At 51.4% G+C, this 25,959-nt stretch carries 28 protein-coding genes and 1 riboswitch; of the genes, 26 read left to right on the forward strand and 2 right to left on the reverse strand.

Features of this window, described 5'->3' with window-relative positions; translation table 11 throughout:
- Position 1: 1 nt before the first annotated feature.
- The 14 genes from MHH82_RS06545 to MHH82_RS06610 all read left to right on the forward strand — a co-directional run bounded on the left by MHH82_RS06545 (position 2) and on the right by MHH82_RS06610 (position 14,523).
- Positions 2 to 931 carry an ABC transporter permease gene (locus MHH82_RS06545; RefSeq protein ID WP_340964490.1) on the forward strand — a complete coding sequence of 310 codons (930 nt, stop codon included), beginning with the start codon at positions 2 to 4 and terminating at the stop codon, positions 929 to 931.
- A complete protein-coding gene (locus MHH82_RS06550) occupies positions 928 to 1,956 on the forward strand; it encodes an ABC transporter ATP-binding protein (protein ID WP_251499453.1) in 1,029 nt (342 codons plus the stop codon). The genes MHH82_RS06545 and MHH82_RS06550 overlap by 4 nt, the downstream gene beginning before the upstream one ends.
- Positions 1,925 to 2,932, forward strand: a complete 1,008-nt coding sequence (locus MHH82_RS06555) for an ABC transporter ATP-binding protein (RefSeq protein ID WP_340964493.1) — start codon at positions 1,925 to 1,927, stop codon at positions 2,930 to 2,932. Before MHH82_RS06550 ends, MHH82_RS06555 begins: the two co-directional genes overlap by 32 nt.
- A gap of 30 nt (positions 2,933 to 2,962) precedes the next feature.
- Positions 2,963 to 4,111 carry a M20 family metallopeptidase gene (locus MHH82_RS06560; RefSeq protein ID WP_015733818.1) on the forward strand — a complete coding sequence of 383 codons (1,149 nt, stop codon included), beginning with the start codon at positions 2,963 to 2,965 and terminating at the stop codon, positions 4,109 to 4,111.
- A gap of 17 nt (positions 4,112 to 4,128) precedes the next feature.
- A complete protein-coding gene (locus MHH82_RS06565; protein WP_015733819.1) occupies positions 4,129 to 5,076 on the forward strand; it encodes an ATP-grasp domain-containing protein in 948 nt (315 codons plus the stop codon).
- An 85-nt stretch (positions 5,077 to 5,161) separates the two neighbouring features.
- Entirely contained in the window at positions 5,162 to 5,515 is a 354-nt protein-coding gene (locus MHH82_RS06570; RefSeq protein ID WP_251499446.1) for a hypothetical protein, read from the forward strand.
- Positions 5,516 to 5,748: 233 nt separating this feature from the next.
- A riboswitch (FMN riboswitch) is annotated at positions 5,749 to 5,915 on the forward strand.
- Positions 5,916 to 6,048: 133 nt separating this feature from the next.
- Positions 6,049 to 7,023 carry a DMT family transporter gene (locus MHH82_RS06575; protein ID WP_445661958.1) on the forward strand — a complete coding sequence of 325 codons (975 nt, stop codon included), beginning with the start codon at positions 6,049 to 6,051 and terminating at the stop codon, positions 7,021 to 7,023.
- 220 nt (positions 7,024 to 7,243) lie between these two features.
- Positions 7,244 to 7,786, forward strand: a complete 543-nt coding sequence (locus MHH82_RS06580; protein ID WP_036662412.1) for an RNA polymerase sigma factor — start codon at positions 7,244 to 7,246, stop codon at positions 7,784 to 7,786.
- A gap of 61 nt (positions 7,787 to 7,847) precedes the next feature.
- Positions 7,848 to 8,849 (forward strand): DUF4179 domain-containing protein, encoded by a 1,002-nt coding sequence (locus MHH82_RS06585; protein WP_036662414.1) that lies wholly within the window; start codon positions 7,848 to 7,850, stop codon positions 8,847 to 8,849.
- 521 nt (positions 8,850 to 9,370) lie between these two features.
- Positions 9,371 to 10,336 carry an ABC transporter permease gene (locus tag MHH82_RS06590; RefSeq protein WP_015733824.1) on the forward strand — a complete coding sequence of 322 codons (966 nt, stop codon included), beginning with the start codon at positions 9,371 to 9,373 and terminating at the stop codon, positions 10,334 to 10,336.
- Positions 10,337 to 10,349: 13 nt separating this feature from the next.
- A complete protein-coding gene (locus tag MHH82_RS06595) occupies positions 10,350 to 11,222 on the forward strand; it encodes a carbohydrate ABC transporter permease (protein WP_145038759.1) in 873 nt (290 codons plus the stop codon).
- A 47-nt stretch (positions 11,223 to 11,269) separates the two neighbouring features.
- Entirely contained in the window at positions 11,270 to 12,895 is a 1,626-nt protein-coding gene (locus tag MHH82_RS06600) for an ABC transporter substrate-binding protein (protein WP_145038757.1), read from the forward strand.
- Positions 12,896 to 12,988: 93 nt separating this feature from the next.
- Positions 12,989 to 13,789, forward strand: coding sequence for a Nif3-like dinuclear metal center hexameric protein (locus tag MHH82_RS06605; RefSeq protein ID WP_015733827.1), 801 nt, complete (start codon positions 12,989 to 12,991; stop codon positions 13,787 to 13,789).
- Positions 13,790 to 13,848: 59 nt separating this feature from the next.
- Entirely contained in the window at positions 13,849 to 14,523 is a 675-nt protein-coding gene (locus MHH82_RS06610; RefSeq protein ID WP_015733828.1) for a GntR family transcriptional regulator, read from the forward strand.
- Positions 14,524 to 14,613: 90 nt separating this feature from the next.
- Here the strand turns inward: MHH82_RS06610 and MHH82_RS06615 are convergent, their stop codons facing one another.
- Positions 14,614 to 15,387: a sporulation protein gene (locus MHH82_RS06615; protein ID WP_340964507.1), complete on the reverse strand. Its 774-nt coding sequence runs from the start codon at positions 15,385 to 15,387 to the stop codon at positions 14,614 to 14,616.
- 234 nt (positions 15,388 to 15,621) lie between these two features.
- Between MHH82_RS06615 and rlmD the strand changes: the two genes are divergently transcribed.
- From rlmD to MHH82_RS06640, 5 genes are all read left to right on the forward strand, one after another.
- Positions 15,622 to 17,220, forward strand: coding sequence for a 23S rRNA (uracil(1939)-C(5))-methyltransferase RlmD (gene rlmD, locus MHH82_RS06620; RefSeq protein WP_340964509.1), 1,599 nt, complete (start codon positions 15,622 to 15,624; stop codon positions 17,218 to 17,220).
- A gap of 276 nt (positions 17,221 to 17,496) precedes the next feature.
- The gene (locus MHH82_RS06625; RefSeq protein WP_340964512.1) at positions 17,497 to 18,072 is read left to right on the forward strand and encodes a 50S ribosomal protein L25; all 576 of its coding nucleotides are present in this window, start codon (positions 17,497 to 17,499) and stop codon (positions 18,070 to 18,072) included.
- A 256-nt stretch (positions 18,073 to 18,328) separates the two neighbouring features.
- Positions 18,329 to 18,610, forward strand: coding sequence for a hypothetical protein (locus MHH82_RS06630; protein ID WP_015733832.1), 282 nt, complete (start codon positions 18,329 to 18,331; stop codon positions 18,608 to 18,610).
- The gene (locus MHH82_RS06635; protein WP_051425334.1) at positions 18,607 to 18,867 is read left to right on the forward strand and encodes a hypothetical protein; all 261 of its coding nucleotides are present in this window, start codon (positions 18,607 to 18,609) and stop codon (positions 18,865 to 18,867) included. Before MHH82_RS06630 ends, MHH82_RS06635 begins: the two co-directional genes overlap by 4 nt.
- 24 nt (positions 18,868 to 18,891) lie before the next feature.
- Positions 18,892 to 19,278 carry an iron chaperone gene (locus MHH82_RS06640; RefSeq protein WP_340964517.1) on the forward strand — a complete coding sequence of 129 codons (387 nt, stop codon included), beginning with the start codon at positions 18,892 to 18,894 and terminating at the stop codon, positions 19,276 to 19,278.
- 46 nt (positions 19,279 to 19,324) lie between these two features.
- On the opposite strand, the gene MHH82_RS06645 is transcribed toward MHH82_RS06640, so the two are convergent.
- On the reverse strand, positions 19,325 to 19,753 hold the full coding sequence (locus tag MHH82_RS06645; protein ID WP_015733835.1) for a GNAT family N-acetyltransferase: 429 nt from the start codon (positions 19,751 to 19,753) through the stop codon (positions 19,325 to 19,327).
- A gap of 349 nt (positions 19,754 to 20,102) precedes the next feature.
- Between MHH82_RS06645 and erm the strand changes: the two genes are divergently transcribed.
- The 7 genes from erm to MHH82_RS06680 all read left to right on the forward strand — a co-directional run bounded on the left by erm (position 20,103) and on the right by MHH82_RS06680 (position 25,909).
- Positions 20,103 to 20,975: a 23S ribosomal RNA methyltransferase Erm gene (erm, locus tag MHH82_RS06650; protein WP_340964521.1), complete on the forward strand. Its 873-nt coding sequence runs from the start codon at positions 20,103 to 20,105 to the stop codon at positions 20,973 to 20,975.
- Between the two features lie 121 nt (positions 20,976 to 21,096).
- Positions 21,097 to 21,474 carry a MerR family transcriptional regulator gene (locus MHH82_RS06655; RefSeq protein WP_015733837.1) on the forward strand — a complete coding sequence of 126 codons (378 nt, stop codon included), beginning with the start codon at positions 21,097 to 21,099 and terminating at the stop codon, positions 21,472 to 21,474.
- Positions 21,471 to 21,791 carry a thioredoxin family protein gene (locus MHH82_RS06660; RefSeq protein WP_009595391.1) on the forward strand — a complete coding sequence of 107 codons (321 nt, stop codon included), beginning with the start codon at positions 21,471 to 21,473 and terminating at the stop codon, positions 21,789 to 21,791. The genes MHH82_RS06655 and MHH82_RS06660 overlap by 4 nt, the downstream gene beginning before the upstream one ends.
- Positions 21,792 to 21,932: 141 nt before the next feature.
- Complete coding sequence (locus MHH82_RS06665) at positions 21,933 to 22,610, forward strand: CPBP family intramembrane glutamic endopeptidase (protein WP_340964526.1); 678 nt, start codon at positions 21,933 to 21,935, stop codon at positions 22,608 to 22,610.
- Between the two features lie 86 nt (positions 22,611 to 22,696).
- Complete coding sequence (locus MHH82_RS06670) at positions 22,697 to 23,104, forward strand: MerR family transcriptional regulator (protein ID WP_340964529.1); 408 nt, start codon at positions 22,697 to 22,699, stop codon at positions 23,102 to 23,104.
- The gene (locus tag MHH82_RS06675) at positions 23,091 to 23,831 is read left to right on the forward strand and encodes an SDR family oxidoreductase (RefSeq protein ID WP_340964531.1); all 741 of its coding nucleotides are present in this window, start codon (positions 23,091 to 23,093) and stop codon (positions 23,829 to 23,831) included. The genes MHH82_RS06670 and MHH82_RS06675 overlap by 14 nt, the downstream gene beginning before the upstream one ends.
- Positions 23,832 to 23,980: 149 nt before the next feature.
- Complete coding sequence (locus MHH82_RS06680; RefSeq protein ID WP_340964534.1) at positions 23,981 to 25,909, forward strand: PAS domain S-box protein; 1,929 nt, start codon at positions 23,981 to 23,983, stop codon at positions 25,907 to 25,909.
- Positions 25,910 to 25,959: the final 50 nt, after the last annotated feature.

A 25,959-nucleotide genomic window follows, 5' to 3' on the forward strand; every position in this document is an offset into this window, starting at 1 on the left:
GATGATGTCTGAAGTGAAGCTTGCCGCTTCAGCGGCTACGCCGAAGCCGGGAGCGCTGAAGTGGCGGCGTTATATATCAAGCCCACTCCTGATGACGGGCACCATTTTGGTGGCCTTGGTGTCATTAGCCGCGCTTCTTGCACCGTGGATTGCTTCCCATGATCCCTATGCGCTGGAGGCGATGAATCGGCTAAAGGCCCCGAGTGCAGAGCATATTTTCGGAACGGACAATTTTGGCCGGGATGTGTTCTCCCGGGTACTGTATGGCATGCGTGTATCTTTGCTGGTAGGAGCCGCAGTCACGCTGTTCGCTGGATTGATTGGTCTCGTTGTGGGTTTGCTGTCTGCTTATTACGTCCTATGCGATCATATTCTGATGCGAATATGCGACGGACTCTATGCGTTCCCGTCCATTCTGCTGGCCATTTCGATTGTAGCGATCATGGGGCCGCGGACGAGTAATGTCATCATTGCGCTGTCCATCGTGTATATTCCATCCATTGCGCGCATCGTGAGGTCGGCTGCGCTGGTCATCAAGGAGAAGACGTATATTGAGGGACTGCGTGCACAAGGTGCAGGTCCTGTCCGGATTATTGCTCTGCATATTTTACCGAATGTGTTGTCCCCGTTAATCATACAGGCCTCCTTTATCTTCGCGGTATCCATCTTGACGGAAGCGTCCTTGAGTTTCCTAGGGGCAGGCATTCCTGCACCGGCTCCCAGTCTTGGAAACCTGCTGTTGGATGGGAAGAACGTGATCTTTAACGCCTGGTGGATGACGGTTTTTCCCGGAATTTGTATCATACTGATGATCCTGGGCTTGAATCTGATGGGAGACGGTCTGCGCGATCTTCTAGATCCGAAGATGAAGAAAAAACATGCATTTCGCAAAAAACAGACGCAAGGCATCGATAGGAGTGAACTTAAGTGAGCCAAACTCCTTTGTTGGAAGTGAAGAACTTGATCACTACCTTCGCGACAGATGACGGTACGGTCAATGCCGTGGATGGGGTGTCATTTCAGGTTTACCCGGAGGAAACGGTAGGCATTGTCGGGGAATCCGGATGCGGAAAGAGTGTGACGGCAGAATCGATTCTGCGTTTATTCGATGAGACGACAACCCGATATGACGGAGAGATTCGGTTCGCGGGCCAGGATCTGCTTCAACTGAGCGAAGAGAAGATGCGGACTGTGCGCGGTAATGATATCTCGATCATCTTTCAGGACCCGATGTCCTCTCTGAATCCGGTGTATACGATTGGCGACCAGATTATTGAAGCGATAACCCTGCATCAGAAGGTATCGTCCCGGCAGGCCCGCGATCGGGCAGTGGAATTGCTTCGGCTGACCGGAATTTCCGATCCGCAGAAGCGTCTCCGTGCTTATCCCCACGAACTGTCCGGAGGCATGCGCCAGCGGGTGATGATTGCGTTAGCCTTGTCCTGTGAGCCGAGGCTTCTTATTGCAGATGAGCCGACCACAGCGCTGGATGTCACGATTCAAGCTCAGATTCTGGAGCTGATGAACGAGTTGAAGGCCAGGCTTCGGATGGGTATTATGCTCATCACCCATGATCTGTCGGTCGTGGCACAGATGTGTTCGCGGGTGATCGTGATGTATTTGGGAGAGGTTATCGAAGAGACCGATGTGGTGACGCTGTTTGATCATCCGCTTCACCCCTACACCATGGGACTGCTGCAATCGGTGCCAAACATGGAAGGGCAGCGTAAAGAGAAGCTGTATGAGATTAAGGGCTCGGTTCCGGCGATGCAGGATGTGGCGCATTGCTGCCGGTTTGCCCCAAGATGTCCGTTTGCCACGGATGTATGCAGATCAGAGCCGCCCATACTGGAAGAAGCAGCAGATGGACATCGGGTCCGCTGCTGGCATTACAAGGAAATTGCAGAAAGCAGAGGTGAAGGAGATGTCTTCAGTTACATCGGTTACGAAGCATGAGCCTCTGCTGGAGGTTAAACATTTAACGAAATATTTTGCGTTGAAGTCCGGCTCCTCGTGGAGGAAGCAGCAGGTGAAAGCGGTGGAGGATGTATCCTTCGTCATCCATGAAGGAGAAACCTACGGTCTGGTCGGAGAGTCCGGCAGCGGGAAGAGCACAACCGGCAGAACGATTATGCGATTGACCGATCCCTCCGCCGGAGAGGCGTTTTTTGACAATCAGGACATTTTTTCTTTACGATCCAAGGCGCTACAGAATTTTCGCCGAGAAGTCCAGATGATCTTTCAGGATCCAAACTCTTCACTGGATCCGAAGAAAAGAATCGGTTACAGCGTAGCCGAGCCGATGATCATTCATGGACAAGGAACGAAGGCGGAGCGCCAGGAGCGTGTGCTGGAGCTCATGAGCCGAGTTGGATTTGCCTCGCATCATCTGGACAGGTTCCCGCATGAATTCTCCGGAGGCCAGCGGCAGCGAATCGGCATAGCCAAGGCACTCGCATTGAGTCCGAAGCTGGTGGTATGCGATGAACCGGTATCCGCGCTCGATGTGTCCATCCAATCGCAAATACTGAACCTGCTGGTGGAGCTTCAGTCGGAATTTCAACTGTCGTACCTCTTTATTGCGCACGATCTAAGCGTTGTGAGGCATATCGCGGACCGGATTGGCGTGATGTATTTGGGACATCTGGTGGAACAGGCACCTACAGACGAGCTGTTTGCGCATCCGCTGCATCCGTATACGCAGTTTCTCCTCTCCGCGATTCCGGCACCTCATCCGAAGACAAAGCGGGAGCGGATTATTCTCCAAGGGGATATTCCGTCCCCGTTGAATCCGCCTTCCGGCTGTGTATTTCATACCCGGTGTCCGTATGTGATGGATGTCTGCAGACAAGTCAAACCCGCCAATCGGGAAACATCGACAGGGCATACGGTTCAATGCCATTTGTTCGAGGAATCCGCAAGCGGGAGTTAACGATATCGAAAGGGAAAGGGGATTGATGGCGTGACTACAGCAGACTGGAAACAGAAAGAGGCGGAAATGTTAAAAGAAATTGAGGAGATCGTGAACATCGAGAGCGGCACGTTCTTGAAATCAGGCGTGGATCTCGTAGCGTCCAGAATGGGGCGTCTGTATGAGGAGGCCGGGTTCCAGGTCACTGTACAGGCTCAGACAGAGCGAGGGAATAATCTGCTCATCACCCATCCGGAGGCCGCTAATCCGGAAATATTGATTATTGCGCATATGGATACGGTGTTTCCGGAGGGGACGGTGGCGGAGCGTCCATTCTCCAGGGATGGGAAGCGTGCTTATGGGCCGGGTGTATTCGATATGAAGGCGAGCCAGGTTACGACGCTGTATGCGATCAAGCATCTTATTGAGTCGGGCAGCAACAGCTACAAGAACCTTCGCATTATCCTCAATTCGGATGAGGAGGTCGGCTCCGTTCATTCGCGGGCGCTGATCGAAGAACAGGCCAAACTCAGCAAATACGCCCTGATTGTCGAGCCGAGCGACGAGGACGGAACGCTGGTTACGGGACGAAGAGGCGGCGGCAAATATTATTTGACGGTAAAAGGGGTAGCTGCCCATTCCGGAGCTGAACCCGAGAAAGGACGGAGCGCCATTGGCGAGCTTGCTCATAAAATCATCAAGCTTCACGCTTTGAGTGATCCAGCGGTTGGGATCAACGTCAATGTTGGCGTAATCAGCGGGGGAACTTCAAGCAATACGATCGCTCCCCATGCGAATGCTTTCATTGATGTAAGAATGAGCACGAAGGAGCAGGCGGATGAGCTGGATCGAAAAATCCGCGAGATTTGCTCCACGGTCGATATCGAGGGGACATCGCTCGAACTTACGGGTGGCATAACCCGGCCGCCGATGATCAAGAATGAGGCTTCGGAATGGCTGCTCCGCATCGTGCAGGAGGAAGCGCGTGAGCTGGGCGAGGATATCGGCGATAAAAGCGTGGGTTCCGGTTCCGATGCCAATATCACTTCGGCGGTAGGCATTGCTACCATCGATGCACTCGGACCGCGCGGCGGGAATGCCCACAGCCAAGATGAATACTTGAATATCGATACATTGGTGCCGCGTACCCGGCTGCTCGCTAATGTCATTGAGCGATTGAGCCGTGGACAGCAAGGATAAGGGAGGATGATGGGAACATGACAAAAGCATACATTATACATGAGAACGAGAGCTGGATCGTGCCGCTCCGTCAAGCGTTGGAAGAGCAGGGGGTTCCGCATGAGTTCTGGCATCTGCACGAGGGAACGCTCGATTTGGGCCAGCTGCCACCGACAGGCGTCTTTTATAACCGGATGAGTGCCTCCTCCCATTCCCGGAACCATCGGTATGCGGCGGAATATACGTCTAACGTGCTGGCATGGCTGGAGCATAACGGGCGTACGGTACTGAATAACAGCCGGGCCCTGGAACTGGAGATCAACAAAATCAAGCAGTACCTGGAGCTGCAAAAATTCGGCATCGAGACCCCGGCTACGGTGGCCGCAGTAGGGAAGGAAGCAGTCATTCAAGCGGCGAGGGAATTTCCTTACCGCTCCTTTATTACGAAACATAACCGTGCCGGCAAAGGGCTTGGCGTCTACTTGTTTGATAGTTTAGAGAGCCTGGAGACCTATGTAAACGGACCGGGCTTCGAGGAATCGGTAGATGGCGTAACCTTAATCCAGCAATACATCAAGAACGAGGATCAGTATATTACCCGCTGCGAATTCATCGACGGCAAATTCTATTATGCGGTTCGGGTAGACACTTCCGAAGGATTCCAATTGTGTCCGGCCGATGCTTGCCAGATTAGCGACCAATTCTGTCCTGTCGGCGAGGAAGCGGTTATACGGCCGAAGTTCGAAGTCATTAACGGATTCGACAGCCCGCTCATTGCCAAGTACGAGGCGTTTCTGCAGCAGAATGGCATCAGCTTTGCGGGAATTGAATTTATTACCGATTCGGCTGGCAAGACCTATACGTATGACGTGAACACCAATACGAACTACAATCCCGATGCCGAAGCGCTTGCGGATGTATCAGGTATGAAAGAGATCGCCAGGACGCTGTCGGAGTATTTGAAGCGGGAGCTTGTGCTGCGGTGAACGGTTAACGCTAACCTGAGTTAAGGAGAAGTGCCCAGTTTCCGATAATATCAGTGAATGAATAAGCTGATAAGGATGTGGCCTTATGCGTATCGAATTCGACTATATGAACTGGAACACTGCTAAGTGGAAGAAAGTCGAACCTGCCCAAGGAAGGTTTGAAGAGATACTCCAGAAGAGCAAGAAGGAGGAGAGCCAAGGGAAGCTTGTGACGATAAGGGAAGGCAGATATTTGCGTCAGTATATCGTTCGGCCTGATGGCAGCAAAATATTGTTGAGTGAGTCGAAACAACCTGAGGAGACAGCTGTGGAAAGTGCTTCACAGCTGTTATCTAAGCCTCATTGGGGGGGAATGAGCCTCAATACCAAGGAAGCGCTAGATTTGCTGAATCTCCAGGCAGGAGCGGCTGTTGTCAAACCTAGAACGTATTCGGGATAAGAACAAGAGATGGTAAAATATCATACTGGTAACAAATTGATACTTGCTGTATAATTCTTAGTAAGTATTGGATGAACGTGAGATTTTTCATTGTATTCAAGTCTAATTTCGTTTATTTTGAAAATAGATGTATTTACATGAAAGGATTCATGTTATAATTTCAATATAACAACTAAGTTTATAGGAATTATCGGTTAATCAGTTTGATGGCACGACCAAAATAAAACATGAATATGGATCTTCGGGGTAAGGTGAAATTCCTGACCGGCGGTGATGGTTCGTTCCTTCGCGAACGAACCCAAGCCCGCGACTCGCTGCGTTCTGTATCCAACATGAATGCAGCGACTGACTTGGTGCAATTCCAAGGCCGACGGTAAAGTCCGGATGGGAGAAGATCAAAGATGAGTTTGCCGTGAATGTGAATATTCCATTCGACGCAGGCTTATTTGATCAGCCCCCGTATACGTCGGCCATGCCGATGACGGGGGCTTTCTGCTAGTAAGACCTCCGTATTCAAGACAGGAGAGGGCAAGATGAGTAATATGAATACCGGGATCAAGGTGAAACCTTATGGTTCCGACACACAGGCAAGTCGACGTTTTAAAGGAGGGTTCTGGCTCGTTGTTTTGGGGGCCGCCCTGTGGGGCGTTGACCCGTTATTTCGGGTCATCCTGCTCAAGAATCTGACTTCGGCTCAGATCGTTTTGCTTGAACATATCATTATTTCCTTGATTGCAATCCCTGTATTGTGGAAAAACCGGGAGGAACTAAAAGGCCTTGGCTGGAATCATGTCGGCGCGCTGCTGTTTATATCCTGGGGCGGATCGGCACTGGCAACCGTATTGTTCACGATGGGACTGTCGAGCGGCAATCTGAATGCCGTCCTGCTGCTGCAGAAGCTGCAGCCGCTGTTTGCCATCATTCTGGCCAGCCTGCTTCTGAAAGAGAAGCTCCCGCGCCATTTCGGGCTCCTGCTTATCATCGCCTTGGCAGGCACGTATTTGCTCACCTTCGGCTTAACCCTGCCGATCGGCCATTGGAACGAGTTTGTTCAAGTCGGCAGCCTCCTGTCCTTAGGCGCAGCAGCATTATGGGGCGGCTCAACGGTCATGGGACGCTTGATGGTAGGCAAATTGAAGTACGAGACGGTAACCTCGCTGCGGTTTGTGCTTGCGCTGCCGCTCCTGACCGTCTTGACGTGGAGCGAGGGGGCAGCTTGGAATATGCCGGCATGGAATACCGGGGATTTTGCCTTGGTGTCGCTCAACCTGATCGGGCAGGCACTGCTGCCGGGTCTCCTGAGCCTGCTGGTTTATTATAAAGGGTTAACCACGACCAAAGCCTCTGTGGCAACACTCGCGGAACTGAGTTTTCCCATGGTGGGCGTGCTGATCAACTGGATTGTATTCCAGCAAATCGTGACAGGGCCTCAGCTCCTTGGATTCCTGCTGATCTGGATCGTGCTGTTCATCATATCGAGACAGCAATCCGAGGCTTCTCCGCAATAACAATAAAATCATACGTTTGTAGAACAAGCCGATCCCGATGGGGTCGGCTTTTTTTGCCGTTACCCCAAGCAAAGCTACTCCAATCCGTTTGCTTGGCGAAAGGATTATTTTTTCAAAAGATGTGTAGGGTTTCCGGAATTAAAGGTGTCTTATATAGTAGCACGGGATTTGTGGCTTGGTTCTACCAACAGAGATGATTATATAAGAGGGGGAGGATCCCATGGAGGATCAGACATTGCTGGATGGGCTAGCGAGGAAAGATCCGCGATGTTTTGAAACATTGGTGGACCGCTATTCACGCTACATAGCCGCGGTGGTTGCTAAGGTGGCAGGAGGGCGGTTTAATTCCTTCGATGTGGAGGAGATCACCGGGGACGTGCTGGTCAAGCTGTGGACAGACGGGACAAAAATCATGCTGCGCGGAGATAGTCTCAAGCCTTATCTGGCGATAGCCGCGCGTAATCATACCTTGAATGCATTGCGAAAGAGGCAGCGGGTCATTGAATCCGAATTGGAAGATGACGCCGTTTCTTGTCCCTCTGCGGAGGCACTGGCTATTCTACGGCAGGAGAAGGAAACGATAAGCGGCATGGTACAGGGGATGGGCGAACCGGATCGCGAAATATTCATCCGCAGGTACTTTTATTTAGAGAAAGTCCGCGATATTGCAAGCCGGCTGAATATGCAGGAGAAAGCCGTCACCGCCCGGATCCGCCGGGCAAGGGACAAACTGCGCATACATTATGAAACCGAGAATCCGTAGGATTTCTATAAAGACCGTGTCTATAGGAGTGAAGCTTCAAATCGATTGCGAAAGGGGATGGATGCAAGTGAAGCGGCGAATTGTAGATATCATGGCCAATATCGACAATCAGGAGCTGGACAATCTCCTCCTTACGGAGGAAGAAGAACGCGAGTTAACGCAGCAGATCAGTATGGAACGGATCAAGAGCCGAGCGATGAACCGTATTCAAGAGGAGGAAACGATGGTGTTTAAAAACAGGAAAGTGAAAAAATACAAAGCCAGTATCGTTATCGCTGCCGCGATGATTATGATACTTAGCACGACCGCTTTTGCGAGCCAATACATGGATAGCTTGAAGCAGTTCTTCGGTCAATCCGCGTCCATTGCGGAAGACGAACGGTCACCTATACAAGGGACGGATACAGCGTCCGGGGTAACCATGAATGTTGAAGAAGGGGTTTATGTCGGCAACAGCGGTTATTTGGTGGTCAGTTTCATGAAAGAGGACGGCATGCCATTCCCCGAGGGTGCTTCGATACCCCTACTTGAACTGAAAACGGAGCAGAGTGTGAATTATATGGTGGGGCAGCAGCTTCTTGACGACAACAAAAAGCTTGTCGGCGTGTTTGAGATGGATGCGATGAATGACCTCGAGGGACTGAAGGCACGGATCACAGCCGATCGAATCATGTCAGCGGACAACGCCCAAGCCGTTGAAGGCCCTTGGAATGTGCAATTCACCATTTCTCCGGGCAAGCAAAGAGAACAGAGTTTGAATCTGGCAATTGATGAGGGTAAGGAAGCACTGTCTCTCCACACCATTAGTGTTTCATCCATCGGTGTAGCCATCGAAGGCAAGCGTACCGACGGTGAGCTGGATAAACTGCCGGACTATACGCCGGAGGTTAAGGTCATCGCCGCGGACGGATCGGAATTGAAGCTTCACGCCAGCTCGACAAGCACCACGAAGAGCGGATTTCAGTGGCTGTATAATCTGGACAGCAAGAATAACCTCGTATTTCTGGGGGATATGGACATCAAAAGCGTCAGCATTGACGGCAACGTGACGGAGCTGAAATAAATATAAAGCCGGCATGGGGAAACCATAAAGGGGCAGAAGCGAAGGCTTCTGCCCCTTATCCATGATGAATACCTCGGGCAGCAATGGAACCCGAAAACCGTGAAGCAGCAGGCCATAGCCTGAATGCTCACGGTTTTTTTGCAGCTTGGGATCTGAATTTTATACATGAGAAAAAAATGTATTGAAATTGAAGAAAACGTCCATTACAATGAAACCAACTACCATACTAGTTATACTAGTATACAAAATTACGACTCTCTACATAAGTGAAAGCAGCAGCGGTTTTTTTGAATCTAACGCTCAAGGTGAGGGAGTCTATTCTTTATGCCAAATATGTAAGCGCTTAATTGTGAAAGGGGGCTAAAAAAAAGGGTGGCGGACATCCTGCTAAACGCTGAATAGCAGCAAACGGTATACGATTTCTTACTGAAGGTTGAATGGAGATGGATGATGAAACATGGGCTTAGTCCATGAATGAAGAAGTATGAGGAACGGCCTTACGGATTGGAGTGAAGAACGTAATGGAGCCAAAAGTTGCAAATCATTCCTTGCCTGCCGCGAAAGCGGCTAAGAAGCCAGCCAAGCTTAAAACCATCGCTGCGTTGATCCGGAAGGATTGGCAGCTGTATTCTCTATTGGTTCTACCGATTATGTACCTGCTCATTTTTAAATACGGACCGATGATCGGCAACGTGATTGCCTTCAGGCGGTTTATGCCGGGGGGCAGCATCTACGGGGAAAAGTGGGTAGGACTGCACTATTTCAACATGTTTATCCATGACCCGGCTTTCTGGAACGTGTTCAAGAACACCCTGCTGCTCGGTGCGCTGTCCCTGCTCTTTACGTTCCCGGTACCCATCATCTTCGCGCTGCTGCTGAATGAGGTGAAGAGCAAGCGATTCAAGAAATTCGTCCAGACGGCTTCGTATCTCCCGCATTTTCTGTCCATCGTCATCGTTGCCGGGATGATTCTGCAATTGACGTCGGTCAACGGCTCCATTAACTCGCTCGTGGAGTTCTTTAACGGGGAACGAATCAATTTCATGCAGCGGGCCGAGTGGTTTCGGGCGATCTATATCTCGTCTGAAATCTGGCAGGGCATGGGCTGGGGCGCGATCCTGTATCTGGCCGCCTTAACGACGATTGACGAATCCCTGTACGAGGCGGCGAGGATCGACGGGGCCAACCGCTGGAAGCAAACGCTGTTTGTCACGATTCCGGGCATCCTGCCGACGATTGTGACGCTGCTGATCCTGAACATGGGGGCATTCCTGGCGGTAGGGTTCGAGAAAATATTGCTGCTCTACAATCCGGTCATTTATGAGACGGCGGACGTGATATCGACATACCTTTACCGGGTCGGTCTCGTATCGAACAACTTCAGTTACGCGACGGCCATCGGACTGTTCGAATCCGTGATCGGATTGATATTGGTCTTCTCCGTGAATGCGATCTCGCGAAGACTGACGGATCGAAGCTTATGGTAAGGAGGGAGCGCATATGAAGGAGTCAAGATCCTATAAGGTGTTCAAAGTGTGCAATGCCATCATTCTGCTGTTCGTTGTCTTCATCACGCTGTACCCCTTCCTGAACGTGGTCGCTCAATCCTTCAGCGGCGAGTCGTACATCAACTCAGGGAAGGTGAATCTGATTCCGAGGGGCTTCAATCTCGATACCTACAAAACCGTGACCAAAGACGCCATGTTCTGGACGAATTACAAAAACACGGTCGTTTACAGCGTGGTCGGCACCGCCATATCCATGTTGTTAACAACGATTTTTGCTTACGCCCTGTCCAAAAAAAGGCTGGTCGGCCGAAAGTTCCTGACGATGTTTGCCGTGTTCACGATGTTCTTCAACGGGGGGCTGATCCCGAACTATGTGCTCATTAACAGCCTGGGCTTCAGCAACTCCATCTGGGCCATCGTGATCCCGGGAGCCATCAGCATCTACAACATGCTCATCATGAAGTCATTTTTTGAAAATATGCCGGAGGAACTGGAGGAAGCCGCGGCCATTGACGGACTGAACACGTACGGCATGCTGTTCCGGATCGTGCTGCCTTTAAGCAAGGCGGTCATCGCGACCATGGTCCTCTTCTATGCCGTCGGGCACTGGAACTCCTGGTTTCCGGCCTTCCTGTATCTGGACCAGAAGGAGCTCTTCCCGGTCACCATCTATTTGCGGAACATGATTGCGGGCGCGACGGGCGTTACTTCCGCTGGCGCTACCTCGGCCGATAACCTGACTCAGATCTCCGCCAACATTAAATCGGTGACCATGGTACTGACCATTTTGCCGATATTGACGATTTACCCGTTTGTTCAGCGATATTTCGTGACCGGCATCATGCTGGGCTCCGTCAAGCAATAGGACCATCCGTAAGGACAATTTGTTGATATCATGGGGGGAATGGGAAAATGAAAAAGAGTCGTCGATCGTTTGCAGGCAAAGCTTTATTGCTCTCGTTAATCGTTGTGATACTGGCGGCGTGTACCGACAAGACAGGCGGCAAAGAGGCCGAAATTCAGGATAAAGGCGCCATGGAAACCTACGCCGTAGGCGATGCGTTCAAGGCGACGGAGCCGTTTGAGCTGTCCATCCTCTACAGCGACCAGCCGGCGTATCCTTATAAGCAGGACTGGATGCTTTTTGCTAAACTCAAAGAAATGACAAACGTGACCTTGAAGCCGACAATCGTGCCGATGAGCGATTACAGCCAAAAGCGCAGTCTGCTGATCAGCTCCGGCGACGCGCCGCTGGTCATTCCGAAGACTTACCCTGGGGAGGAATCCGCGTTCGTGGCTTCCGGCGCGATTCTGCCGATCAGCGATTATATTGACCTGATGCCGAACTTCAAGGACAAGATCGAGAAATGGGACATGGACAGCGAACTGGAAGGGCTTCGCCAGGAGGACAAAAAATATTATGTGCTCCCGGGCCTCCATGAAGCCGTGTGGCCGGACTACACCCTGATCGTGCGCACGGATATTTTCGAGAAGCATAACATCGCGATTCCCGCCACCTGGGATGAGCTGTATACGGCCATGAAGCAGCTGAAGGAGGAATATCCGGACGTTACGCCATTCTCCGACCGCTTTAAATTCAACAGTACGCTGAATATCGCCGCTACCGGCTTCGGCACCAAAGGCGGATGGGGCTACGGCAGCGGGCTGACGTATAGGGAAGAGCAGGATGAGTTTGTATACACGGCGGCTACGGACGAATACAAGGAAATGCTGACCTACTTCCACAAGCTGGTGGACGAAGGGCTGCTGGACAAAGAGAGCTTTACCCAGGATGACGATCAGGCCGTGCAAAAATTCGTGACCGGCAAATCCTTCATCATCAACGGCAACTCCCAGACCGTGGTCCAGCACCGCACCGATATGGACAAAACGCTGGGCGAAGGCAAGTATGCCATCAGCAAAATCACGGTTCCCGGGGGCCCTGCAGGCCAGCTGATGTCCGGCAGCCGACTCGAGAACGGGGTCATGATCTCATCCAAAGTGAAGGAGAGCGAGCATTTCAAAGCCATTCTGCAGTTTATCGACTGGCTCTATTACAGCGACGAAGGACAGGAATTCGCGAAGTGGGGCGTCGAAGGCGTAACGTATACGAAGGAAGGCGGCGTACGCAAGCTGATGGACGACATCAACTACAACGGACTGAATCCGAAGGGCACGAAGGATCTGCGGATCGAGCACGGCTTCTCGGGCGGCGTGTTTGCTTACGGCGGCACGACCGAGCTGCTGCAATCCATGTTCAGCGAGGAAGAGCAGCAGTTCCAGAAGAGCATGAGCGAAACAAAAACGGTTGTGAAGCCGGAGCCGCCGATTCCATACTCGGTAGAAGAGCGCGAGCGAGTGACGCTTTTGAGCACGCCGCTGAAGGACTACACGGATCAGAACACGCTGAAGTTCATTCTAGGCGACCGCGATCTCGCCGAGTACGACAAGTTCGTGCAAGAGCTGGATAGCCAGGGCGTGGGGCAATACCTGGAGATTGCGAATAAAACGTATAAAAAATATAAAGAGCAACAATAACCAACGGATCGACAGGCTGCCGTTTCTTGATGGAAGGGCAGCCTGTTTTTCGGTTCGGCCGATTGCGTTGGTTCCCAAGGAGGGCATTCCAGATTGCGAGTCACCGTTCAAGACATCATCAACCGCTTAACAGAGCCCGCAGGATTTCTTGAATCCAAGGTGGACAGGGTTACGGCAGGAAGCGCCGAAGCGGTGGTCCACGGCATTGCCGTCACGTTTGCGGCATCGTATTCGGTTCTGCAGAGAGCGGTCGAAGTTGGGGCCAACCTTGTCATTACCCATGAAGGGGCGTTTTACAGCCATCAGGAGGAGGGATATGAGGGGGTGGAGGCGAGTCCTGTCTTTCAGGATAAACTCCGCTTGATGGAGTCCGGGGATCTGACGATTTACCGGTTCCATGATGCGCCTCACCGATACGTTCCCGATATCATGACGCAAGGACTGGTTCAGGCGCTGGATTGGGAAGTTTATGTCGATAAGCATCTTAAGGCAGCGGCCATTGTCACGCTGCCGGAAGAGATGAGCCTGCCGGATATTGCGGAGCATGTAAAAAGAAAGCTGAATCTTCCTTACCTTCGTTATGTCGGTAATCGAAGCAGCATATGCTCCAGAATCGGCATAACCGTGGGCTATCGCGGCGGCGGCGCGCATGCCATTCCCCTCTGCCTGAAGGAGTCGCTGGATCTTCTCATCGCAGGGGAAGGTCCGGAATGGGAGACGCCTGAATACATGGGCGATGCGGCGGCGCAGGGCAGGGGCCCGTCCCTGCTTCTGCTTGGCCATGCTGCCAGCGAGGAGCCCGGCATGGCCTGCGTGGCCGATAGGCTGCGGGAGTTTTTTCCGGGGATTCCTATACATTATATACCGTCCGGGCCTTTGATTCGGGTAATATAGAGGGAAGGGTAACTTTAAGCAAAGAGAACATAGAGCATTAAAGAAAGAGGTAGCGATATATGTCAACAGAGCAAAAGATTAAAGGCTCTACCAGAGAGTATTCTTATCAGCTATTGAAGGATCGGATATTTCATCTGGAGCTGGAGCCGGGTACGAAAATCTCGGAAAAAGAAATTGCGGATGAATTGAACGTCAGCCGGACACCGGTCCGGGAAGCGTTCATGAAGCTTGCGGAGGAAGAGCTGCTGGACATCATTCCGCAAAGCGGGACGATCGTATCCCGTATTAATCTTCGGCATGTTGAGGAAGGCCGATTTATCAGGGAGAAGATCGAGAAGGAAATCGTGGCGCTCGCCTGCGGTTCTTTTCCCGAAGAGTTCCGTTTCCGCCTGGAAACCAATATTGCGCTGCAGGACGTGTGCGCGGGTAACCATAACTTCTATAAGCTGTTTGAGCTGGACGAGGAGTTCCACCAAATTCTGTTTGAGGGGACGGGCAAAGAACGGACCTGGAAGATGCTGCAGCAATTGAACATTCATTTCAACCGTCTGCGGCTGCTTCGCCTGTCCAAGGACTCCAACTGGGAGAATATCATCTCGCAGCATAAAGAAATGTATCAGCTGATTGTCAATCGGCAAGCGGAGCAAGCCATGAACGTGATGGAGCGTCATCTGCGCCTCGTCGTTGTGGAGCAGGATATTTTGCGAGAGAAGTATCCGCATTATTTCATCTAAGGGATCGATATACATTCATCATTCAAAAATAATGGCCCGCTGGGAGAGTCGCCTTGGAATCTACCGACCTGCCTTGCGGGCCATTTTTCATTAAATCGATCTGCGGATGACACCGTCCAGAATTTGGGCCACGTGGGATGGCCCTTGGGCCAGATCCTGCTTGTCGAGGGTTACCCAGGAGTGCTGTTCATCCATATCGAGCGAACGCTGGAGCCAGCCTGAAACGCCTCTGCCTCTCCGGTCGACTTCGACCAGGATGGAAATCCCCTCCTGCTCCGGATAGAGAATCAATTCAAGCTCTTTGATATGACCGGCATAGGAGGAGCCGGGATAAAATTCAATTTCCTGCACGAATGGAACACCCTGGCCGAGCCGCGGATGATATTCGCATGTTGCTATTTTGAAGCTGAAGCCAAGCGCTTCGACGGCATCGAACACAATGGATGCGTCCTCGTTCGGTTCGACGTCGATGAAATCGCGGTCCTTCGGATCGATGGCATTATCGATATCGAGTCCGGTGTGGATCCAGACCGGCTGGCGCGAAATGGTGAGCGGCGTTTCCAGCGGCAGAGGAAAGGCGAACGGAATTTCCTGCTGATCTCCAGGCTTCAACGTGAGGCGGCTTGAGACGTTGACTTTTGCAATGGTATAGGATTCTATGTATTTCTTGTCGTCGCTTTCCCTGGTATATTCCGTCATCAGTTTCAAATAGATGCGGTCGACCGTCTGCTCTACGTTGCCTCCCTTAATGTGAATGATTCCGCGTACTTCTTCACCCGGATAATAGGAGGATTTTTCGAGGTGCGTATCGATCTGGGCGGCTCCAATTCCTACACTGGCTAGCATTTTGTTAAAAAACGACATAAAAGATACCTCCATAAGAGAATGTATGATAATGGAATTATACGCTGGAGGATCGTCTCTGGTTTCCATATCGAAAAAATATTTTTTGGGTTTTTTTGCGGAGTCAAGATGTTGGCGCCAATGAAGCGAAAGAATCCCCGTATGACACCGGGAAAAAGTACATGGCTCGTTCGCATTCGCGGGTCCGGCATGGTATATTGGACACGATACCATTAAGGATGGAGCAATCAAGGCATGAGTGAACAACGGCGTTCCGGACAAGGAACCAACAACAGCAAATCAGCGGCATACGGGAAGAAGCCGGGTGAGCGGACTGCGGCGAACAAAGCAGGGGTAAAGCCGACTTTTCAACGTGACCGTATGAAGAACAGCAATTCGTCGTCGGCATCCCCGCATGCGAAGGGGAGACGAGCGGATCAATATAAGCAAGGGGTACGCGGACCGAAGCCGTCATCCGGACGCGAGCATGCGGATGAGCTGCAGGCCGGGGACGTGATTGTCGTTACGATCAAACGCCTCGGCATTAACGGCGAGGGAGTGGGTTACTACCGCCGCAAGGCGGTGTTTATCGATGGAGCGATCACGAATGAGGTGGTCAAAGCCGAGGTGAGGGAGGTTCAACCTAGATTTATCAAGGCGCAGCTGCTGGAAGTGGAGAAGCGTTCGCCTCACCGGATAGAGCCCCCTTGCCCGGTATTCGGCATCTGCGGCGGATGCCAAATTCAGCATATTTCCTATGAGGGACAGCTGCAGGCGAAGACGGATATCGTGCGCGAAGCGTTCAGCCGCTACGCGGGATTGGACGATGTCAAGTTTAAGCCGATTCTCGGGATGGAGCATCCATGGGACTACCGGAACAAAGCGCAGCTGCAGCTGAAACGGAAAGGCCATGAAGTGATCGCAGGGCTCTATGAAGCGGACAGCCATACGATTGTGGATATCAGCGGCTGCCCGATTCAGCATCCGAAGGTCAATGAAGCGGTGGAGAAGGTCAAATCCGTACTCGAGGAATTGCGGATACCGCTTTATAAGGAGAATGGTGCCAAGGATGGCGTACGGACGATCGTAGTCCGTCACGGCTTCCAATCGGGGGAATTGCAGGTGACGCTGATCACGGCTGGAAGCAAGCTGCCAAGGCAGGACGATCTCGTTCGTATGCTGCGCCTTACCATTCCGGAGGTAAGCGGAATTTCGCTCAATATCAATCCGAAGAAAACCTCGCTCATCTTCGGAGACCGGACAATCTCGCTATGGGGCGCCGAGAGCATGCAGGAATCGCTGAGCGACCTGCAATTCTCGCTGTCGCCGAGAGCGTTTTTCCAGCTGAATCCGCAGCAGACCGTCAAGCTGTACGAGTCGGTCCGGGCGGCAGCGGGGCTGACCGGGAAGGAAACCGTCATCGACGCCTACTGCGGCACCGGCACGATCGGCCTGTGGCTTGCGCCGTATGCCAAGGAGGTGCGCGGGATCGAGACGATCCCTGAAGCCGTCGAGGACGCCAAGGCGAATGCGCAGCGGAACGGAAGGGCTAACGCCAGCTTCCACGTCGGCCAAGCCGAAGAGCTGCTGCCGCGCTGGATCAAGGAAGGCATGAAGCCGGACGTCATCATTGCCGACCCGCCGCGCACCGGCCTGGACCCGCGCTTCCTGGAAACGGTGCTCCGCACCAAGCCGAAGCGGTTTGTATACGTATCCTGCAACCCTTCGACCTTGGCCAAAGATTGCAAGGTGCTTCTGGACGGCGGCTACGAGCTTGAATGGGCGCAGCCGGTCGATATGTTCCCGCAAACCAGCCATGTGGAGGCAGTCCTATTGATGAAGCTGAAATCATAGAAGCCATATGATGGCTTCATGTAAGCGAGTTTCCATTTTCGCTTTGGTCGACAACGCCCCCTTTCTATGATATGGTAGCAAGTAATTAGGCATTTCGTTCCCATGGAACGAGGTGCCTTCTCGCATATATAAAAGGTTTTTACATTAAATGTCTATCTGGAGGTGATGCAATGGTGCTCCTGATTTCCCCGCTACGGGGGGAGAAATCCGTAGTTCATAATGGACGATCGATGGAGAGTGCACCCAAATAACGATAATCTGAGGAGTGTTGTTGAGATGAGAGTAAATTTACGAGCAGAAGCGCGCGCTGCGATGAACAAAACCGGACTGAAGCAGCTTCGTCTTTCGGGACGAATTCCGGCGGTTGTATTTGGCACAGGGGAAAACAATATGATGATTCAACTGTCCGCCAAAGAGTTCGGCAAATGGGCACGGAACGGCAAAGGAGGGATCCTTGAGCTTCATTTTGAAGATCGGGAGCCGATTCCGGTTTTGCTGGAGTCCGTTCAGCGTGATCCGGTAACTCGTGAATACATTCATGTCGACTTTTTACGTATCAATATAAATGAAGTTGTGCGGACGAGAGTGAATCTCGATTACATCGGCACCGCAAAAGGAGCCAAATTGGGAGGAGTCGTCCAAATCCAAAGCACGTTCATCGAGATCGAGTCCTTCCCGGACCAAATTCCTGCCACGATTCCCGTTGATATCAGCAGACTAGAGATCGGGAATTCGCTGCATGTCGGGGATCTCAAGCTGCCCGACGGCGTCGTGCCGATTTCTTCGGCCAACGAGCTGCTTGTATCGGTGGTAACGCCGAAAGTCCAGTCGGAACAACCGGAGGCTATGTAGCTTCTGCTGCCGGCAATTGCTTCCCCGATATCGGGAAGCAATTGCCGTTTTTTTTCGTTAAAGCCCTTGATCGGAATCCGCGCTGGCAGAGGAAAGCTCTTTACCCGTCAATTTCTTCCATAATTCCCCTGGGAAGTAGGTAGAAAGACCCCTGACCTTTTTCAAGGCGGAACCCTATAATGGAATTGCGGGAAGTCGGACATCGGAATCCCGGTTAAGCGCGAATTGATCAGGAGCTTGACCTAAGGAGGACACGATGGATATAACCCAGGATTTCATAGATGAACGATTCAAAGCTTATGTGCTCGAAACCTATTGCGGGAACCGTGAACGGATTCAGGCGGGCGATGTAGAACATATTATATCACTGCAGCTTTCAAATCATGGATACTCAAGCCTAAAGGGGATCGAACATTTCACGTCGCTGGAAGAGCTGGATTGCTCGTCCAATAGCCTGACGGAGCTAGATCTCAGCAAGAATAATGGAAGGAGACGGAGCTCTCCGTCAGCACGGAGGCCTCTGCCAAAGCGGATATGAACCAGCTGTCCCCGGTCATCCGGAATGCCTGGGCGAATTTTGGGGAGCTGAATGATCGAGCGCTGGATCTGATTGCCGGGATGCATCCCGACGAAGACGTGAACGAGTTGGTTCTATCCGAGCTTGCCTTCGACAAGGACGGCACGTTTCGGCTAGGGTATGATGCAGGCGATACGCCTGCCGGACAACTATACATATACGTCCTGTTTAACGACAAGCTTGAAATGAACGGGGATCTCGGTTATGAAACGTATTAACCTGCGAAAGGGCTGTTATATCTGATGAATGACAAAATCGTATACGGGTCGATCGACGAATACATTTCGAGCTGTGCACCGGAGGTCCAGGAAATTCTGCAGAAATTAAGGCGTGTGATACAGGAAACAGCCCCGCATGCCAAGGAAAAAATCAGCTACCAGATGCCAACCTTCGACCTCCACGGGAACCTCGTGCATTTTGCGGCATTCAAGAAACATATCGGCTTTTACCCCGCGCCCAGCGGGATCGAGGCTTTCCAGGATGAGCTGAAGGAATATCATACGTCCAAGGGAACCTTGCAATTTCCGATCGATCAGCCGCTGCCTTATGAGCTGATACGCCGAATCGTCCAATATCGGGTTCAGCAAAACCTGGAGAAGGCAGAAAGCAAAGCGAAAAAGAAGAGGTAGGCAAAGTGCTCGGGAGGGGAAGGCAGCCTTGCTGCCTTCTTTTATCTTATAGATTTTTCTTCATATAGTAGTGGGTATGCCGCCCGGCGTTCTCGATTTTGCCATACACTTCGTAACCCTGCTTAAGGTAAAAATCCAAGGCTTGAAAGCTCAGCGTATCCAATTTAACGAACTCGCATTGCTTCTCCTTCGCGATGTTTTCGGCCTTGTTTAACAGTTTGGCGCCGTACCCCGATTGACGGAAGGGTTCATCCACGAACAAATAGTGGATCTCCAGCCAGTTCCAGCATATTTCCCCAACGACTCCGCCCAAAATCTGACCGTCCTCCTTCCTTAACAACAAGTTGATTTCCTGGTAACGGCCTTTTAAATCGTCAGGGAAATGCTTCAGATTATACGCAATCATTTGGTTTCTTACGTAATGTTTGTCCACGCTATTGGTTTCGTTTGATTCATTCGTGAAATAGATATTCATATCGTTTTACTCCTTCTGGTATGCCGGATGCGAGGTGTTTGCAGGATTCGAATACGGGTTATGCTAGCTCTCCTCCTCAACATACCATATGTGTTGCATGTACCGGCGGTAAAAAATCCTTTTAACAGAATGTACCCGTGAGCCCGCGGGGGAGCTATGTTATACTGTCAGTGTTATTTTATCCGTTTCATCTAAGGAGGATTGTCCTGACATGTGCTGCATCGCATTCATACGTATTCGTTAATGAGGGTACAGAACATCTACATCCATCCATTTTCATGTAAAAATGCGAAGGATTATTTGTGCTGTGCCTTTTTCATTACTATACGAATGAATGAGGTGCTTTTTTGTGTCCAAATATCATAAAAACCAACGTGAAAAGCTGAAGAAGCCGTCCAACTTTTCCGCGCAGCATCTATTAATCAGCAAAAGGCTGATTCATGATATGATCGACTTGGCCCGGATTCGCTCCACCGATACCGTTCTGGATATCGGCGCGGGTGCAGGGGCGTTAACGTTTCCGCTTGCAGAGAAAGCGGCACACGTGCTCGCGATTGAGACGGATCCGGCATTTGTGGATAAACTGCTGGGCAAGATGAAGGATAGCAGTAACATTCGCGTCAAGCAATCTGATTTTCTGGAAATCCCGCTGCCGAGAAATCCATTTGCCGTCGTGGCCAATATTCCGTATTCCATCACTACGCCGATCATGGGGAAGCTTTTGGAGTGCCCCGGCCTCCCTCTGCAGCGGGCCGTACTGCTTGTGGAGATGGGGGCAGCCAAACGTTTTACGGCCGTTCCTATTCAAGATCCGCGAATTCTCAGCTGGAGGATGCAGTACGACATTCGGCTCGTGCGGACCGTTTCGCCCCGTCATTTTGCGCCGCCTCCCCAAGTGGATTCAGCCATTCTGACCATTCATCGGAGGAAGAAGCCGCTCATTGCCGCATCGCATCAGCCCAAGTTTACGGCGCTGGCCGCCTATGGGCTGCGGGATGCCCGGCTGCCGTTATTTGCGGCTCTATCCGGCGTGTTTACGCCTCCCCAGATGGCGAAGCTCGTTAAAGTGCTTAGAGTGGACCGAGAGCTCCCCATCGGTCGGCTGAACGAAGAACAGTGGGGGACCGTTTTTCATACGATGCTCCAGCATGTGCCGGCGAATCGCTGGCCGAAGCTTCGCAAGGGCGCCGGTAGCAAGTCCAAGAAAAGAAAGCGACTTTGAAGCGTTAGCCAACACTTCGAATCTTCGCTTTTTGAAAAAAAATCGCGAAATCCTCTTGACCCTGACACTAGTGTCAGGGTTTACAATGAAATCGAATCGTTCGTCCAGGAGGTGTGAAAGCATGAAAATCGGAGAACTCGCGGCCCGTACCGGCGTCAGCATTCGTTCGCTACGGTACTACGAGCAGCAAGGATTGCTGACGCCGGTCCGAAACGAGAACGGTTATCGGGAATATTCGATGCTTGCGGAAGAGCAGGTGCGTACCATCCAGTTATATCTAAACCTTGGATTGACTACCGAGCAGATCGCCGGTTTCCTGCATTGCGTCCTGAAAAACAAAGAGGCGTTTTGTGCGGAGGTGTTCCCGATTTTTCGTCAAAAAATCGCAGAGATCGAAGCGCAGATTCACCAGCTGAATCATATCAAGATGAATCTGGAGGAACGCATGCAATCGATTCTGGATGAACGGGAATCGGAGGAAGCGGAGGAATGCAAATGAGTTTACCACGATTAGACGCAGGGAGCTTTCAAAGCTCAATCAACCAGAACGGGGTCACGCTTGTTGAATTCGGAGCCGCATGGTGTCCGCCCTGCAAAGTGCTGCTTCCCATTCTGGAAGAGCTGAGCCGGGAGGAGGCGGGTCGCCTGGACATCTATCAGGTGGATTGTGACGAATCCCCCGAGCTTGCCGCCCAATTCGGCATCATGTCCATGCCGACGGTGATTGTGTTTCATAACGGAGAACCGGCAGATAAACTGATAGGGCTCCGGCCGAAGAGTGTATACCAAGCGGCGCTAGGCCGTTATGTATCATAAAATGAATGAATAGCGAAAACGCCTCTGATGTCGTGATGTCAGGGGCGTTTTCTTTTGGAGTAGAGGGCATTACGCCCGGCGTATCGAACTCTAATATATGGAAGATGTATGGATGTAACCTGTTTAAAGGAGATACTTTCAATGAGATCAAGAAGGAAAATCGTTTCTCTTATGGCCATCATCGTATTTAGCTGTCTAGCCATGAGCTTGGTCGACGCGGTGATCCGTCCGGATTACGCCGTCAAATCCGCCATCAAAATCATCCTCTTTCTGACATTGCCGATTGGCTACGCCATCTTCGCTGGCGGGGTTCCGTTTCGCAGGCTGTTCGCATTCGAGAGAAGGGGTCTCCTGATGTCCTTGCTGCTGGGACTCGGCGTATTCGCCTTCATACTCGGCGCCTATTTTGGGCTGGGGCCATTATTCGACTTTACCCAGGTGACAGGGGCACTGGAGGATAATATGGGTGTCAATGCAGGCAATTTCGTATTGGTCGCCCTTTACATATCCATCGTGAATTCATTGCTGGAAGAGTTCTTTTTCCGCGGATTTGCTTTTTTCACGCTGAAGGAGCAGGTCGGGCGGAGGTTTGCATATGTATTCAGTGCCGGGGCTTTTGCCGTGTATCATGTTGCGATGATGTCCAGCTGGTTCTCGGCAGGACTGTTCCTCTTGTTAATCGCGGGGCTGGTTGTGGCGGGACTGCTGTTTAACTGGCTGAATGAGCGAAACGGCAATATTTACGCGTCCTGGATGGTGCATATGTTTGCCAATTTTGCGATCAATGCGATCGGTTTGATGCTGTTCGGGATGATTTGAGTGTAGGGCGTCGGGCTCCCGGGATAGCCTTGTAAAATGACGGATTGACCCTCACATGATGTGATGCTTTAAAATGCGGATAACCGATGAAAAAGGAGCTGCTTGGCGTGCATATTAGTGAATTGTCACGAAAAACGGGCGTAAGTCTGCGTTCCTTGCGTTATTACGAGGAGAAGGAGCTGCTGTGCCCGGAGCGTCTGAATAATGGCTATCGCGAATACAGGGAAACGGATATCGAGCGGGTCCGCTTGATCCAGATGCATTTTAGCCTGGGATTGACGGTGAAGGAAATTATGAGTTTTTTTCAATGCGCGTTCGATGAGCATATCAAAATCGAATGTCTTCCTAACGCCATTGAGGTGGGAAGGCGGAAGCTGGATGACATCCAGCTGCAGATGGAGATGCTGAAACAGGCGGAACTCCATTTGGAGAAGAGCATTGCGGCATGGGAGGCTATTTTGCATAAGGGGGACGGGCGTCGTGAACAAGGCTAGCGGGGAAGAGGTACAGCGAGTGGCCGTTGTGACGGGAGGCAACCGCGGGATTGGAAAAGAGATAGCAAGACAACTCGCTGCCAAAGGGCTTCAGGTGCTGATTACATCCCGTGACGAAGAGAAGGGGAGGCTGGCAGTCCAAGAACTGCTTAACGAGGGGCTCCGTGTGAAACTGCATGTAGCGGATGTCCATGAGGTCCGCGATGTGGCAGGAATGATGAATCGAATACAGTCTGACTATGGGCGCCTTGACGTGCTGGTGAACAATGCGGGGGTGATTTTGGATCGAGGGGTTTCTGTGCTCGATGTAGAGGAGACGGTCGTGCGCGCAACGCTGGAGACGAATTTTTTCGGTGCTCTGCGAATGACGCAGGCTGCAATACCCTTGATGAAGCAGCATCAATACGGGCGTATCGTAAACATCTCGTCGGGTCTCGGAGCCTTCGAAATCATGCAGGGCGGTTACGGTTTACAAGGGGCATCCGCGGCATACCGCATCTCCAAAACGATGCTGAACGCGTTAACCTGTCTCGTCTCGCAGGATGTAGCCAATACCGGAATAAAGGTGAATGCGGTGTGCCCGGGCCGGGTTCAGACCGATATGGGAGGAGCAGACGCTCCGTTAACCGTTGCCGAAGGGGCCGATACGGCGGTATGGCTGGCGACGATGGAGGATGATGGACCCAGCGGGAGTTTTTTTCGTGAACGGCAACGGATCGCTTGGTAATGCGGAACATAGTTCAGCTAACAAGGGATTAAATCTATCTTATGGTATACCGATGACTCTACTAATGATTAGCAATATAAAATTACTCTGAAAAAACTCCTATTTTGAAGACGCTGATGTATAATAAGCGGTATCAGGAGGTGCAGAGTATGAGTGATATCAACATTTTCGGCCATCAGGCTCTGTTTGAACATGTCTACAAAAGTGCTCCAATTGGCATTGCCCTGGTTACGATCGAAGGAAGCTGGATCAGCGTAAATCCTGCGGCGTGCAAAATGTTTGGCTACACGGACGAAGAATTGATGGCACAGCCGGCAACCGATTATATTTATTCTGAATGCATTAACAATAAAGACAAGCTTTTACGGTCCCTGGATGAGGCGTCCTCAACCATTGCGGTGGAGAAACAACTCGTACATAAGGACGGCAATGTCATCTGGGCGTCGATACATGTTTCTCTGGTTCGCGACGATCAGGATCAAACTCCCTTGTTCTTCATTTCGCAAATTGTTGATATTACCGACAGCAAGGTAGCCGAGCAGAAGCTCCAGGAGAGCATTGAGCGATACACCTCGCTGAAGAAGTATAACCATGATGCGATTATTTCTTTCAATCTGGAAGGCAGGATCATTAACGGGAACCAGATGGCGGAGCAGCTGACGGGTTTTAAGATTCCGGAGTTAATCGGAACTAAAATCTCGAATTTGATCGGCGAACGCAATCTCGCCCGAGTGCTCTCTTCTGCGGCCGATTATGTTGCCGCCGAGAAGGGGATCAACTGTATCCATCACAAGGACGGGCATCAGGTTGAAGTGCTCGCGACGCTTGCTCCCATTGTCATTCATGGCAAGAATGTGGGGTTCTACATTATAGCCAAGGATATGACGGAGCAGAAAAGGCTTATCATCGAGAAGGAAGCAGCCGAGAAGACGAATAAAGCCAAAAGCGAGTTTCTGGCGATGATGAGCCATGAGATCCGTACGCCGATGAACGGCGTAATCGGGATGACGGATTTGATACTGGAAACCGAGCTTGATGAGGAGCAGCGGGAGTACGTGCAGATCATCAAGAAGAGCGGGACAACCCTGCTGAACATCATAAATGATATTTTGGATTTCTCGAAGATCGAATCGGGCAGAACGGAGCTGGTGGAGGAAACATTCAGCCTAAGAACGGCCCTGTCCGAGACATTGAATATGATTCTTCCGAAGGCGCTGGACAAAAATATTGAGGTGACCACCTCTGTAGCGTCCGACGTGCCGAATCAAGTTTATGGGGACGTGACGAAGCTGCGGCAGGTATTAATGAACCTGCTCAGCAATGCCATTAAATTTACGCCGAACGGTGCCGTTACGATCTCGGTTCAGTGTGTCAGGAACCAAGCTAACTCGAAGCTCATACAATTCTCCGTTACGGATACGGGCATAGGGGTGCCAAGCGAGAAGATTGCGCAGCTGTTCGAACCCTTCTATCAGGTGGATCATTATATGACGCGGCAGGTGGAAGGAACGGGACTCGGGCTGGCCATATGCAAAAAACTCGTTCAGTTGATGGGCGGGGATATCTGGTATGAGCGAAATCCGAATCAGCAGGGGTCCGTCTTTACGTTTACGGTCGATTTTTCGTTTAATGCAAACGCGGGCAACATGCCGGAGGCCGGGACGGTTCACGAGAATCACTCCGACGGCAGCGATCTGAAAATTTTGATTGCTGAGGATAATGAGGTGAACCAATTAGTCCTCAAGAAGATGATTGAGAAGCTGGGGTACAATTCGACTACCGTTCTCAATGGGCTTGAGGCGGTAGAGGCCTTTAAGCGATATCCGTATGACATGGTGTTCATGGATATACAGATGCCCTTCATGGATGGCATGGAAGCGGTCCAGCTCATTAAGGAATCGGCCCCGCCCGATCATCAGCCTTATATCGTGGCCGTGACGGCCCATGCGATCAAGGGGGATCGCGAGAAATATTTAGGAATGGGCATGGATGAGTATGTCAGCAAGCCTGTCAGCTTGAATGTCATCTCGGCCATTATCGATAGGTTTCTGGCTGAACGAAATATTGCGCAAGCCTAAATAGACAAAAGCTCAAGTGATTTCACTTGAGCTTTTGTTATTCCCATGCA

It is taken from the genome of Bacillus sp. FSL K6-6540 (genome assembly GCF_038007545.1).